We start from the raw sequence: 14,243 nt of genomic DNA on the forward strand, positions 1-14,243 counted from the left end.
ACGGTTTTTCGTAGGGGGAGCAACGTGCTGAAAGCGCCTAAACTGAAATCCGTGCTGTTGACTGCACTTATCACTGGATGGCTTCCCCTGGCGATTCTTGCCCAGAAACCGCCAGCCCCACCGGCAGCCCCCGGCACGCCCCCGGCGGATGCCCCCAAGGCAGCGGGGCAGGAACCGGCGCCAGGTCAGGGAGAAGACGAAGAAGACGTTATTACTCTTGGCACGGAGCTGCTTCAGCTCTACGTCAGTGTCACCGACAAACAGGGCCGCCCGGTCAACAATCTCCAGCGGGAACACTTTGTGCTTCGGGAGGATGGTAAGCCACAGGACATCGCCTTTTTTTCGGCGGTCGCCAATGGCGTGCTTGCTGATGACCCGGAGGCCAGCACTGAACCGGAAAACCGGTTGCGACCGCCGGCCGTGACACCGGAAGGGCGCTATTTTGCGCTCGTTGTAGATGATCTGCACATTGCGCCGGGCAACTTTTTGCCGTTGCGCAACGCCCTGCTCAACTTTGTCGAAAAAAACATCGTGGAAGGTGATCACCTGCTTGTGTTGTCCACGAGCGGAACCTTGGGCTTTCTCCAGCAGATGACCGACGACAGGCGCATCATGCGGCTCGCCATCGAGCGGCTGACGCCACGCAATGAGGCCGTTGACCAGGGCAGCTTCGGCTTTGGATTCACCATGACGGACTACGAGGCGTTTCTGGTTGAGCGCAATGACCGTCAGACCATTGACTTTCTGACGCAACTGTACATCCGCTCTTCTCCGGGCACCCCGCCAAACCAGGCTGAAACCCTCGTGCGCGCTTCGGCGCGCAGCCTTGCCCAGCGGACGGAATACCTGACGACCAGCACCCTTGAGACCATCCGCGCAGCGGCACTGGCACTCGGCAACTATCCGGGGCGGAAAACGCTTCTCCTTGCCACGGATGGCTTCATCAACGACGAATTCAACCGCAACGGACGCTTTCGCATCCAGCGGGTACTCGATGCCGCAACCCGTGCTGGTGTTACGGTGTACTCCATCCACAGCGCCGGTCTGGAAGTCGCGGCGGGCTTTGACGCCAGCCAACCCGGCCGCTTTGATCCGACCGGAATTGGGCTGAGTCTTGCCTCGCAGGCACAACAGGCCCGCCAAGACGCCTTCCGTGAACTGGCCGCAGCCACCGGTGGGCTGACCTTTGTCAACACGAATGATCTGTCCGGCGCTTTCAGCAAGGCGGTGGCCGATGCCTCCACCTACTACGCGCTCGCCTACTACCCGGACAAAAAGCCGGATGGCCGCTTTCACAAAATCGAAGTCAAACTCAACCTCCCTGGAAGCTTCACCATCCGCACGCAGCAGGGCTTTTTCTCGCCAAGCGAAAAGTCCATCCAGAAAGCCGCCGAGAAAAAGAAAAAGCAGGACGCCAAACTCAGCCCCGAAGCCCTGGCGGCGCGTGAAGTCAAAGCGGCGCTCGGCGCGCCGGTGCCACCGCGCGACATCCCTCTGCGGCTGGCCTCGACCTTCGTTTCCAACGATCTCGAAACGAGCTTCTCCCTGGCGTTTCCCCTGAAAAACATTGCCTTCCGGGATGTCAAGGGGCGGAAGTCCAATACCCTGACGATGGGCTTTGTCGTTTTTGACCTCAACGGCAAGGCGCTGATGGCGCAGGAAGACACTATCGCGTTGAACATCCTGCCGGAGCGGTTGGCGCTGGCGCAGGCCGGGTGGGGATCGCAGACCAAGTCGCTCAAACTCGCGCCCGGGATGTACAACGTCCGCGCCGCCATCTATGACCCCATCACGGAGCACCGGGGCGCTGTCAACCGGTGGATTGAGATTCCGAATGTGTCAAAGGCCGGGATGATGCTTTCCGACATCATCTTTCTGCAGGTTGCCCAACCGACGGCAACCGAGCCGGGCGACTCCCAGCCGGTGGCGGGACAGGCCCTGCCCCCCAATCTGGCACCCATCAATCAGGCGGTGCGCCGCTATCCGGCCGGGGCGCAACTCGTGTTCGTCGTCACGGCCCACAACGTGCCCAAGGGAAAACCAACGGCCGGAAAGTCCAATCTGGCCTTTCAGATTCAGATTTTCCGTGACAAGGAAGCCGTTTATGTCAGTCCTCTGCAACGTACACAGTCTCCGCCCAACGCGGACGGCACCCTGACCTATGCCGGACAGGTCTCCCTTGAAGGGCTGGCCGCTGGTCAATACCGGCTGAAACTGGTAGCGTACGAGGAAACAACCAAAAAAACAGCAGTCCAGTCGCAAGACTTCACTATTCACTGAGTCGTGGGGGCCGACCGGCTGTGGAGGCCGGCTGTGTCAGGGCAGGGCCTGCGGCACATCCACCGGCTGCGCCGCAGGCGTGCGGTTTTCATCGTTTCCCATTCACGAAAGGAGCCTGTATCCATGGGCAAAGTATTCCGGCCATCACTTGCCGTGCTGTTCACCTGGGCCGTGATCCCGGGGCTGCCGTGGGTGATCACGGCGCAGACGGCAAAGAAAGAGAAACCTCCGGCAGCCGCGTCATCGGCTCCGGCGGATCCCCTCGTCAACCTGGAACAGCCAAGGACCTCGATACCACCCGAAATGCTTTCGGCTCCACCATCCGGGGTTCGCGTCATCCTCAGTCAATTCGCGCTGGCCCTGGACACACTCCCGCCAACCGAACAGCTTCCGATGTTTTTGGCCGCCCCCAGTCCCCTTCGCTACTGGACGTTTTCCCTCCTCGATCCGAATGTCCGGCGTCGGTTGCTTGAACTCATGGAAGCCGAGGCCATTCGCCAGTGGCCGGCTCAGGAAAAGGTCATCAGGAGCTTTCTCACCAAGACTCAGGCCGCCTACGACCGCCAGCGGATGCCGGAAGACACCCCTGAACAGTTCAAACTGAAAAACGAAGTCGGGTTGCGCTACCTTGCCGAGCTTTCGCCAGAAGAGAGAGCCATTGGCCGTCAGATGCACACCTATTTCTTTGGGCCCAGCATTCTTCTCCGCTATCAGGGAAGAGTGTGGATTCGGCCGGAGGCGGTGCCGCAAATCGAAGCCTTTCTGAAACGTGTTCCCGCACTGCGCGAATACAAAACGGACGAACTCTTTGTCGTATTTTCCGGGAAAACTTCCTCGCCCGTGTTCTTTCAGGACTACGAAACCGATGGTCTTTTCGTGGGTGTGCGTGGGCCAACCTGCAACTGCGCCCTGGATGTGGATTGTGTTCCGGGAACCTTCTGCCAGACGACCAAGCCACCCTACCCGACTGACTTTGGCACCACCTGTCACATGTTTGGCGTACGGCTTCCCTGTTCCGGCTTTTGCACACCAGGGAAGCCACGCCGCTGACATCCCCGGAAGGATGTGCCCGAAAGGACGGCTGGACTCCGGGTTGCATAGTGACGCCCAGGATCAGCCACGCTTATTCAGCAGCGGCGAAGGGCTGACGGTATTCATCGGGTTCGAGAAAAGGACAGGGAGCAAACCTGATGAGCCAGGGTTCGCAACCCCAGAAAATCTCCACGGCAAAGCTGCCGGCCGACACGCGCTCGTACCTGACGCCGCTCCGCCTGCCCTTCGCGGCGCGCGGAGCTTCAGTCCGTTGGTTGTACGCTCAGATCGCTACCGATGGCAGCGAGAGCGGTGCGTATCGCTCGTCCTGCGTAACCGGTAAGGTCTGTGCCAGACCTGATTTCATTGTCCACGAATATCCATACCCGTCTGCACGCTGGAGCAGTGTGCAACATCGGTGATGGATGCCTTGTACCAGCCCGGTTGCGGACTGGATGTTGAAACTGCCGCTGGCTCGAATGGCGACACGACCCAGGTAGTTGCCTGCCTTTTTGCCGGTCGTCACGACCACACGCACCAGGTCCCCGGCCCAAACCCAGCCGAACATCAGGCGGACTTTAATTCAAGGGGTCTTTTTCAAGACCCATGACGCGTTGGTCAGGGCACGCAGCGTGCCGCGCTTGAACTCGTCCTTTAATTCAAGGGGTCTTTTTCAAGACCCATGACCAGAGGGAGCGGAGAAGGCCAACCGTGAACGGAGTTCCTTTAATTCAAGGGGTCTTTTTCAAGACCCATGACGGGCACAGCCGCTAAAATCCTGTCTCTGATGGCCTCTCCCTTTAATTCAATTCAAGGGGTCTTTTTCAAGACCCATGACGTAATTCGTTTCTACACTATTCTATACGCCCTGTCAAGTAACCTTTAATTCAAGGGGTCTTTTTCAAGACCCATGACGATGCGGATACAGTTTCAGATAACCAACCACCGACTGCCTTTAATTCAAGGGGTCTTTTTCAAGACCCATGACCGGGCTGTCAAGGTAAATGAAGTCGCTGAATGTCCACTTTAATTCAATTCAAGGGGTCTTTTTCAAGACCCATGACTCCGGCCGCGAGGGCGGTTTCAATTTCACTTGACATACTCCCCTGCCTAAAGGCAGGGGATTCTTGTTCTTGGTTCTGCGAGCGCACTTACTTCATCAGGTTGCCCCTCCAAAGCAGCGGTGCATCTCTCCCCAAGCGTTCCCTCTTTCGAGGCAGTTCCCTTTTGCCCAAAGGTACTGTTTTGCCACTCCATTCCCAAGATGCTTAGTCCCTTCTTGAGGATGTTCAAAGCCGCATTCCGGTCTCTGTCTGATTCAAATCCACATTGAGGACAACTATGGGTTCTGGTGGCCAGGGTTTTTACTACCATACGCCCACAGTTACTACAGTCCTGTGTGGTGTACTGCGGCGGTACGCTGACGACTGCCTTGTCCCACACCTTGCCGTAGTAGTCCAGCCACGCAGTGAATTGAGACCAGCCAGCATCATGAATGGATTTGGCAAGATGATGATTTTTGACCAGGTTCTTCACCTGCAAGTCTTCGTACACCACGACATCGTGAGATGCCACCACGCACCGGGCTAACTTAATCACCCAGTCTTTACGCTGGCGTTGGACTTTCAGATGTGCTTTGCCCAGTCTTTTCTTTTGCTTGTGGTAGTTCCTGGATTGAGGTTTGCCCCCTTTTCCTGAACTTCCTGCTCAACCTGCGCTGGTGGCCGCTTTAGCCGCTTCTCTGCTTTCCGCAGATACTTGGGACACTCCACAGGGTTGCCGTTCTGGTCGGTGTAGAAAGCTTTCAAGCCCAAGTCAATGCCAATCACATTGCCTGTGTATTCTCCCTGCTCCTTGCGCTCCACACCCAAACAGAACTGGGCATAGTACCCATCTGCCCTGCGTATCACCCGCACCCGATTGATTTTGGATTCAAGAATCAACCGTCTTGCTTCACCATTGCAGTACAGAGCAAACGAGCCAGCATTGAAGCCATCGGTGAACGAGATAGTCATCCCATCTTCTGACAGCTTCCAGCCCGATACCTTGTATTCCACAGAACGGCAATGCTTCTTAAATTTGGGATACCCTTTCTTGACCGCCTTGTTTTTGCAGTTGGTATAGAAACGGGAGATGGAAGCCCAAGCCCGTTCTGCACTTGCCTGCCTTGCCGCTGAGTTTAACTTCCTGACAAAGTCAAACTCTTTGGCCAGGTCTTTGCAGTGGGCATAGAGAACAGCTTTGTTTACGCCCTTGTTGTCCATCCAGTACCGCACACATTTGTTTCTGACAAACTGTGCGGTACGGATGGCTTCATCCAGAGCCTGATACTGCTCTGCTGTCCCGTTGAGTAGCTTGGCTTCCATGACTCTCATACTGCTATTTTATCACAGGTTTGGCTTGATAAAACAGCGTGCGCCTTATATCCCTGCCCTAAAGTGCAGGGCTTTACGGCGTTTTTTCGGTAAACACGCCTGATGTTGGGGATGTCAACCATGTTGGCTGCGTCCCACAATAAAGCCTTCGACTTCAGTCGAGGGCTGTTTACATCAGGCGGCACTGCACGTTTTCCAGACGCCGAACCACAGCACAGACAGTAACCGCCACGTCCTTCCTTCCTGCACGGCGTTTTTTCAGCCGTTCACCCGGCGGCAGAGGCTATCGCCGCCGCCGCAGGGCAAACGGGGTGATAACGGCAAACAGCGCCAGCCATCCCAGCGGCCACCACGAAACCGACTTCGAGGGTGGCGGCTGGGCTTCAGCGTACCAGCCTTTGGTCGGGCCTTTCGGAACCTCGTTGGACACCGTGTAGATCGTCCCGTCAGGCTTGAGGTAAAGCCGCCGCATTTCTTCGAGATTGAAGGGCCGCGCCCCCCGCCGTCCGAAGACGACGAGCTGGTGACCGCTTTCATCCACGCCCCGGTCACGGTCCAGCCCCTTCGACACCGCCAGCGATTCACCCTTGGTGGGATGCGTCGCAATCAGCCGTGGCTCCGGCCGCGGGCTGAAACCACCGTTGGTCGCCATGGTCTCCGGTGAGGTGAGCTGTACGACGCGCAGGCCGTTCTTACCGTCGGCAACGTAGGCAAAGGCGCTGGCATTCGTCATCCCCACCTTCACATCGCGGGCATCGTTGATGACGCCGCCAGCCGTAAAGATTTGGTCAATTTTCGGCTGTTCGGGCCGTTCCACATCCACAATGACCAACCCCTGCTTGCCGCCCGCAATGTAGGCGTAGGTGCGCGCCACATAAACCTGATGGGCGTCCTCCAGCGGTATCGTCGCGCCCGGCACGAGACGGGCTTTTTCCGGCAGCGTGATGTCCACGACGTGCATGCCAACGGCATCCGTGACGAAGGCATACCGGAACTGAATGGCAATCCCCTTGGGCTTCCTGAAGCCTTCGACAATCGAGACCACCTTCGGCGCAGCGGCATTGGCCACATTGACGATGACCAGTCCCCGGTCACACAGAATGTAGGCATGGTCGCCAGCCACGGTGAGATTTTCCGCTCCGTTGAGCAGACCGTTCGGGTTGAAGGTGTAGTCCTTCTTGAGAAAGTTGTTCGTCGGGTCGCCATCGAGCAGGGTGGCGGCGTTGATCATGACCAGCCCTTCTTCCCGGTCGCTGACGTAGAGATACGCATAGACCGGGCTGATGGGCTGTTCCTCATTTTCGGGAAACCGCTGCCGGGTCGGGTCAACGCCCAACGTCGTGGGCGAAGCAATAGCTGTCGCGTATTTCGTCTTGACATAAAACCGCTGCCCCAGCGGTGACACCGGCGCGGTCGTGATGCGCTCGGAGAAGTCCTTGTTGTCAATGTTGGCGATGTCATAGATGTGGACGCCATGCTCGCCTTCAGCCACATAGAGATACTCGCCCCGCATTTGCAGGCTCAGGGCATGGCCGTGGTGGTGGTAATGCTCGTGCAGCTTGTCGCCACCCGCCTTGTGCTTTTTGTATTCCTTCGGGTAGGCAATTTCGTGCAGCGTGCTGCCGATGACGGCCTGTGGCTCGCTGCGTTCCGTTGCCACTACAGCCGAGATGCCGTGTTTGCCTTCAGCAACGTAGATGTAGCGCCCCATGAAGTTGACATAGTTCGTCCCCAGCAGCAGCAACTGCGCCATGATGGCGTTGTTGTCGTTATCCTTGGAAATGTGACAATCAGTGCAGCCTTTGGTCTCCCGCGCGCGTACCGTGTGAGGAACGTGCGTGTTCATGGCTTGTCCTGAATAGCCCTCGGAGGAAATCGTCTGCTGCTGCGAGTACAGCCACAGCCGGTTGGCATTCTGGGAACCGACGATGACAGCTGAAGATGAACGCACTGGCGCAATGCGGTTGCCGGTGGCGGTGCCGTCAATACCGAGCATAAACACATCATCCCGCAGCACCTGGAAGTTGTAGGAAGTCCAGTTGCGCGTCTCCGGGCCGCCTTCGTTGTGATTCATCGGGCGCTTCCGGTTGGCTGTCATCGGCAGGTGACAGCCAAAACAGCTCGTCATCCAGGCCGAATGACATGCGTAGCACGTCATTCGCTGGTCGCTGTGGGCAAGCTGGCTGTCCTTGCCTTCATCGGGCTTGGCCGCCGGGTCCCACACATTGCCTTTCATAAGCAGCTTGGCGTAGTGCGACTTTTCGCTGTAGTGCTCGTGGCCGGGCGTGACCGTATCTTTGGTCTGCACTACCACCCAGAATTTCTCCGGGTCCACCATCGAGTACTGAATAACCTTGCCTTTGTAGGGGCCGGCTGTCGGGATTTCGAGCACCGATGCCTGCCGGAAACCACGCGCGCGGCGTTTTGAGGGGTCGCGCTCATAAACGGTACGGGTTTTGTAGCCATCCAGCGAGTTGCTGCCGCCCGGCGCTTCCGCATCCGTCTTGTTACGCGCCGTGAACTTGCCTGTCACCAGTGCGTCATCGGCGCTCTTTTTGCGTGCGCCCCCGGCAAAGCCAGTCGTCAGCGACTTTGGATTGGCATAGGCGTAAATCGAGCCGTGGCAATCCTGGCAACTGATCTCAATGGCAGCGCGTGGCTCGCCATAAAGGAGCCGGTCGCCATGACCATCCTGCGAAAAGTGGCAGTCCACACAGTGCATGCCCTTCTCCAGATGGATGTCCTTCAGGTGAACCGGCACGCCGCTGCGCACAGTGGTTTTGTTGACCTCAACGCCTTCGGACGTGTATGCCACGGCTTGGCGCAAGGCCTCCGGCGTCACATTCGGCACAGGCTGGTCATTTTCATCCAGGTAGCGACCCTTGCGGTCCTGCTTGAAAACGGCCCGGTAAATCCAGCCGTGACCGTGGAAATCGGCAAATTGGGTGCGCTTGGCTTTGGGGTTGACCTCAGTCCAGACTTCACCCAGAAAAGCCCGGTCGCCCCACTTGCCGCGCTGGGCTGAGCCTTCCGGGTTGTGGCGGGCAATGTTTTCCAGTTCTTCGTCGCTGCGCTTGAGCGGCGTTTCCGGGTACATCGGGCGGCCATCGGTTTCGTTATCCCACCACATAAAGCCCTGGTAGGTCGTGAGCATGTTCGTCCCCGGATGCATGTGGCAGACCATGCACTGGCTGGTCGGGATGGCGTTGGTCAGGACGTGGCGCACCGGATGGCCCGGCTCATCCTTCGGAATCGTGGGATCGGCGGTTTTCGTCGTGCCGCGATTCGTATGGGCATAGTCAAATTTGGTCGAGGAATGCACCGTCGAGCGGTCGTTGGCGTAGGGGGTGTGACACGCCGTGCAGCCGCTGGAACGGTAGTCGCCGGGATGGTCGTTGGTGCCCATCAGGGAGGTCAGCGGATCGAGCAGGCGCGTCTTTTGCAGTCCCAGGAACACCGGGTCAGTACGCAGCCCCGTCCCAAACCCGCGTGGGCTGAGCTTGACTTCGGGCAACCCGGCCAGGTCGGCCTCCGGGTTCGGATTCCCCACTTCGGATTGCTTCCGGCCGCCGCGCTCAAAGACGCGCAGGATGTTGCCCGGCTGCGTGACTTCCCACCGGGGCAGCGGCGTGATGAACGGGATGATGCCGCGATACTTCCGTTCGGAAGGCGTTGGCGGCTTGAGGGACATCAGCGCCTGGGGCGCGCCGTCCTGGTTGTAGCTTTCACCCCACCGGGTGTCCTTGTAGGGGTACGCCCCGTTGTTGTAGAGCGCCGCTCCCCACAGCATCGCCCCGTGGGTCATCATGCTGGTCTTGACCTTGTCCACGATGAACGCCTGCCCGTCCAGCCGCGCCTCCTTGTTGTGACATTCGCCGCAGGTGATGTCCGCCACCCGCAGGTCGCCCGGATTGACGAACCGCACGAAGTCCAGATTTTCCTTGAGCAGGGCCGTGTAGGACAGCTCCGGGTTGGCGGAGTTGGCCGAGCCGTCCTTGCGCTTCCACAGCTTCGGGTTGGTGGGCTGCGGATGGGCTTCGTTCTGGGCTTTGATGTACGCCGGCTGGCCCTTCTCACTCCCGGCAGGCTTCATGACATCGCCGTTTCCGCCGTGGCAGTACACACAGGTGATGTTGCGTCCGATGTTGAGGGCGCTGCCGTCGGGCGCAATGTGGGCCGTTTTGTAACCGCCTTCGTAGCCGGTGTGGCAGCTTATACAACCGCTGTCGTTGCCGTTCTGAAGCCGCCAGTCATCCTCGGTCTTGTCTTTCGCTGCCCGGTAAATGCGCGCGCGTGCCGTAGCCGGGTCAACCGGCGCGGAAGGTTTGGATGCGCCTGCCCCCGCGGCCGGCCCATCCTGCGCGGAAGTCTCCACAAACGGAGCGGCGGTATCGCTGCCGGCCACCGGACGAAACGCCGGCAGGAGACTGAAACCAATGAAGGCCGTACTGACGGCGGCACAAAGGGTCACAACTTTGATTCTGAAGGCAATCGCCATGGTCACATACCCTTCCGTCCGGGAGACAGGCTTGGGGAGGGCCTGTCACACAGACGCATCGCATCAGAACGTAAAGATGGCTTTGGCGTAGAGCGAAAACAGGAAGCGTGACTGTGCACCACAGTTCAGCCCTGAACAGTTTGACGTGAAAATGTCCTTGAAACCATCGAGCGGATTCATGACCGAAAAGCCGCCCTTGACGATCATGTTTTCACTCAGCAGCGGGCGGTACACGATGCCCACCCCGTAATCAATCCCGACGTTGTTGCGGATGCGACGCTGGAACGTCAGCAACTGCAACGATTCCGTGTGGTGGAAACGGAGGTAGTTCAGATTCGCCAGCAGCTTGAGCTTGGGCGTCAGATTGGCTTCGTACCCCAGGTTGGCCACGATGATGCCCGGATTGACGAAATTCGCCTGCCCCTGCAGCTTGCTGCTCCGCAGACTCGGAATGAGGCTGCCCTGGGTCACGAGCGCCACGCCCGCCCGCGTCAAACGGATTTCCTGGCTGTTCCAGAAGCTGTTTTCGCCGCCGGCAAAAAACTGATTGTCGAGAATCGAGTCGAAGCCGCGCGCCACCCGGTCGGTCGGGTTTGCGTCGCCGGAGGAAAAGAAGCCCGACACCTGAAACCGCTGCCAGTCGCGGTCATAGGACAACTCCAGCGCCGCCAACTGGGCATTGATGCGCGTCGGACGCCCGGCAATCGGTTGCAGCGAGTCGCGCCCCAGCACCTGGTAAAACGCATGGTTGATGTTGAGGCGGCGGAAGTGACCGTTGCCGGTCCAGCCGATATAGCCTGCCTTGACGCTGTGCGGCGTGACGGGACCAACCTGTGCCGGGCGCACCAGAAAGCGGTTCTGGTCGAATTTGATGCTCGGCTGATCGTCGTTGTAGTGGACGCTCAACTGCATCGTGTAGCCGGGCTTGATGAAATCCTGCCGGTAGAGATTGGCCACCCACACCCGCTGATTTCGCTGGTCAAAGGTGTTGATGCCGCTGTTGGTGTCTTTTTCCAGCATGTAGAAAAACGCCGCGTTGAACTGCCACTTGTTGTCGCGGAAATTCCCGAACAGGCGCGCGCCCAGGTTGAAGTCATCAAAAATCAACCCGCGGAAGTCGCTGTTGAACTGTTGGACGCCCACCCGCAGCGAGGTGGAATCAAAAAACGGACTGTGCCCGCCACGGCTGCCGCGCCCCCGCAGAAACGGAAACAGCCTGGGGGTGTCACCCAGCCGGACTTCGGCAAAGGCTTCCTGGAAGCCGATGTGCGTGTCAAACCGCGTCGTCCCCTTGCGGACATCCCGGTTGACAATGCCGTTTTCCCGTACGGCCAGATAGTTCAGATTGAACACCGGCGTGAACTTGATGCGCCAGTCAGGTGGCTTGAAGGCTGTATCGCCGTGGAACAGCTCAACCGAGGTGACAAAGTTCTGCTGGTTGAGGAACTGTCCGCCGCGTCCGAAAAACTCGGCTGCGCCGGGCCGGCGGGCGTTGATGTCCTGCGGCAGAGGCGTCCGCCGTCCATCCACGAAGGTGATGCTCTCGAAGGTCAGGACGAGAAAGGTGTGCTGCCCCAGGATGGGATAGTCGCCTTTGAGGACATTGAGCCGGTACGGATTGAGAATACTGCCCTTTTCGTAGCGGTTCCATTCCGGGAAGCCAATCCGCCACCGGTCCTCGATGGGCACGCCCACGTCGCTGTCGCGGCGCTCACTGCGGGGCTCGACGCTGCTGGGCCCTTCCGCGCCGGGCACGGTCAACTCGCGCAGTTCGGGAATGGCGTCGGCTGTGCGCGGCACACGCGCCCCATCCTGCCGGGACTGGGCTTCCTGGACGACAGGAGCCAGCGCCGCCTCGGAAACCGTTGTCAGATTTTGGGCCGGAACGGAACAGCCCAGCCACATCCCCCACCCAACGATGAGCGCGACCAAACGGCGAGTCTGGTTCATGCCAAAACTCCTGTCAGCCTGGTGAAGTGCAGCGACCCCTTGGGCGCCGGGAGTCGCAACTGGGACATCAAGTGGCACGGGCGATGTCTCGTTTGTGTTTGTAAGCAATCATACCTTTCACAGGGTGTCAAACAGTAGTTTGGAACAACCGACACACGTCCAGAATCGTGCTTTTCAAACTGATAAAAGGTCTGTGACGACCGGAGAAAAACCGACTAGGATGGCACTGTGCTGCCGCCAACAATCCTGGCTGGCACGCCTGCTGCGCGCGGCACAGACATCCCTTTCAGACAAGGACGCACCATGGACACCACACCGGAACTGTCACGCGAGGGACTTCGGGAGCGGTTGACGCACAGCCTTGAAGCCGCCATTCGTGAACTCACGGCCCTTTCCGACGCCCAACGTACCTGCCCGCTCAAACCCAGCCGTGCCAATCCTGACATCGTCTGGACGCCCTGTGACCACTTCGCCCACCTCATCGGCACGAAGCGGTACTTTCAACGGGAGATTGAAAAAGCCCTGACTGAGAACCCGGAAGCCCGTCCCCAGCCCTATGCCAACGCGCTGAACCGCCCCAGTGAAGACACCATGGCTGCCGTGCACGCTTTCAACGACCAGTGGATTCTGAAGCACCGCGACAAATCCTTTGCCGAACTCGTGGTCATGGCGCGCGAAACGCGCGCTCACACGCTGGATCTGCTCGACCGCACGAGTGATGACCAGCTTGCCTGCTCCATGCCGGTGCCGTGGGGATTGGCCACAATTGGCGAGGTCTTTGACCTTCAGACGCGCCACATGGCCATGCACCTGGGCTTCATCCGGGAGGGTCTGGCCGCAAAAGCATGACGTCCGTGCCAACCCCGGCTTTGGCGGCTGTCCTGCTTGGCAACGCGCTGATGCGGATTGCCGGGGCCACGGGCGGCGTGCTCATCGGCCTGTACCTGGCGGCGCTCGTCGCCCAAGGACGGACGTTCGATGCCGGGCTGGTCGGGGCGCTGACAGCCGTGGCCTTTGGCGTTGAACTCGTCGGGTCCCTGCCCATGGGACTGCTTGCCGACGCCCGGACGCCCCGGACGATGATGGTGTTCGGGGCGCTGCTGGGGGCAGCCGCCGTCCAGATGTTCGGACTGAGCAGCTTTGTGGCCGTGTTTTTTCTGGCGCGCGCTGGCGAAGGTCTGGCTGTAGCCGCCACCACGCCCTCTGTGCTCGCCTTTCTCACTGAAGCTACGGCGACGGATGCCGTCCGGCGCGGCAAGGTCATGAGCTTTTTCGAGATGTCCCTGCTGGGCGGGCTGGCCTTTGGCGGTCTTCTGGCCAGCCTGCTGTGGCAATCCATCGGCGTCTGGGGCTTTTCGGCAGTAGCGGGCTTGTATGTCGCCGCCGCCGGACTGTTCCTCTCCGGCGCACAGGGACGCGGAACAGCGACCAACGCCTGGGCAGGTCTGCGTGCAGCGTTGGCCGCCCCCATGCTGCGCCGTCTGGCTCCGGCCTGGATTTGCATCAACGCCATGGTCGGCGTCTGGCTCGGCTCAACCCTGCCGTTTCTGCTGACCCTGCCGGAACGCCGGGGTCAGTTCCTGACCGGCATTTTTGCCGACCGGCCGGAGGGTGTCGGCTGGGCGCTCTTGGGCTACGCCGTCATTTTTGGTACTGGCGTCACCGGATGGAGTTTCATCCTGCACCGGTTTCGCCGCATCACGGTTCTGCGCCTGGCGCTGGGCGGGCTGTTTGTTGCCTGCCTTGGTTTCTATGCGCTCAATCACGCCGGGGGGCAGCCGTCCAGCATCCGCTGGCTCATTGGCGGCGGCACGGCACTGGCCATTATGGTCGAAAGCGGCTTTACGCCGACGGCGCTGGCGCTGCTGGCCGAAGCCGTCGGCGAACAGGCCGGACGGGGTGCCACGATGGGGGTGTATTCGGTGCTGCTCGGCGTCGGAGCCGTAACCGGGGCCCTGCTGGGTGGACTGGGAGCGCAGTGGGCCGCCATGGACGGCCTCATCGCCGTCACCGTCCTGCTCGCCCTGGGGGCCGCGGCCGGCGTCGAATGGCTCGCACGGCACACACCCGGCTAGCGGCGGCTATCCGTCAGGCGACGCAGGCCAGAC

9 protein-coding genes and 1 CRISPR repeat array are annotated in these 14,243 nt (G+C 59.7%); of the genes, 5 read left to right on the forward strand and 4 right to left on the reverse strand.

What is annotated here, in order from left to right:
- Nucleotides 1-51: 51 nt before the first annotated feature.
- From CABTHER_RS12960 to CABTHER_RS17820, 3 genes are all read left to right on the forward strand, one after another.
- Nucleotides 52-2,280, forward strand: coding sequence for a VWA domain-containing protein (locus CABTHER_RS12960; RefSeq protein ID WP_041569985.1), 2,229 nt, complete (start codon nt 52-54; stop codon nt 2,278-2,280).
- Nucleotides 2,281-2,403: 123 nt separating this feature from the next.
- Nucleotides 2,404-3,330, forward strand: a complete 927-nt coding sequence (locus CABTHER_RS12965) for a magnesium transporter (protein ID WP_014101117.1) — start codon at nt 2,404-2,406, stop codon at nt 3,328-3,330.
- A gap of 140 nt (nt 3,331-3,470) precedes the next feature.
- Nucleotides 3,471-3,734: a hypothetical protein gene (locus CABTHER_RS17820; protein ID WP_212770458.1), complete on the forward strand. Its 264-nt coding sequence runs from the start codon at nt 3,471-3,473 to the stop codon at nt 3,732-3,734.
- A gap of 158 nt (nt 3,735-3,892) precedes the next feature.
- A CRISPR array of direct repeats spans nt 3,893-4,377; the repeat unit is 32 nt; unit sequence AATTCAAGGGGTCTTTTTCAAGACCCATGACG.
- 45 nt (nt 4,378-4,422) lie between these two features.
- Here CABTHER_RS17820 and CABTHER_RS17940 read toward each other — a convergent pair.
- The 4 genes from CABTHER_RS17940 to CABTHER_RS12980 form a co-directional block, all read right to left on the reverse strand.
- Nucleotides 4,423-4,956: an RNA-guided endonuclease InsQ/TnpB family protein gene (locus CABTHER_RS17940; RefSeq protein WP_455423216.1), complete on the reverse strand. Its 534-nt coding sequence runs from the start codon at nt 4,954-4,956 to the stop codon at nt 4,423-4,425.
- Nucleotides 4,938-5,687, reverse strand: a complete 750-nt coding sequence (locus tag CABTHER_RS17945; protein ID WP_455423215.1) for an RNA-guided endonuclease InsQ/TnpB family protein — start codon at nt 5,685-5,687, stop codon at nt 4,938-4,940. Before CABTHER_RS17945 ends, CABTHER_RS17940 begins: the two co-directional genes overlap by 19 nt.
- 283 nt (nt 5,688-5,970) lie before the next feature.
- Entirely contained in the window at nt 5,971-10,185 is a 4,215-nt protein-coding gene (locus CABTHER_RS12975) for a hypothetical protein (protein ID WP_014101121.1), read from the reverse strand.
- A gap of 63 nt (nt 10,186-10,248) precedes the next feature.
- Nucleotides 10,249-12,135 (reverse strand): hypothetical protein, encoded by a 1,887-nt coding sequence (locus CABTHER_RS12980; protein ID WP_049787537.1) that lies wholly within the window; start codon nt 12,133-12,135, stop codon nt 10,249-10,251.
- Between the two features lie 303 nt (nt 12,136-12,438).
- Here CABTHER_RS12980 and CABTHER_RS12985 point away from each other — a divergent pair, with 303 nt between their 5' ends.
- Together CABTHER_RS12985 and CABTHER_RS12990 are read left to right on the forward strand one after the other, a co-directional pair.
- Nucleotides 12,439-12,984 (forward strand): DinB family protein, encoded by a 546-nt coding sequence (locus CABTHER_RS12985; RefSeq protein WP_014101123.1) that lies wholly within the window; start codon nt 12,439-12,441, stop codon nt 12,982-12,984.
- Nucleotides 12,981-14,210 carry an MFS transporter gene (locus CABTHER_RS12990; RefSeq protein WP_014101124.1) on the forward strand — a complete coding sequence of 410 codons (1,230 nt, stop codon included), beginning with the start codon at nt 12,981-12,983 and terminating at the stop codon, nt 14,208-14,210. The genes CABTHER_RS12985 and CABTHER_RS12990 overlap by 4 nt, the downstream gene beginning before the upstream one ends.
- Nucleotides 14,211-14,243 lie beyond the last annotated feature (33 nt).

This window comes from Chloracidobacterium thermophilum B, from assembly GCF_000226295.1.
GTDB lineage: Bacteria > Acidobacteriota > Blastocatellia > Chloracidobacteriales > Chloracidobacteriaceae > Chloracidobacterium > Chloracidobacterium thermophilum.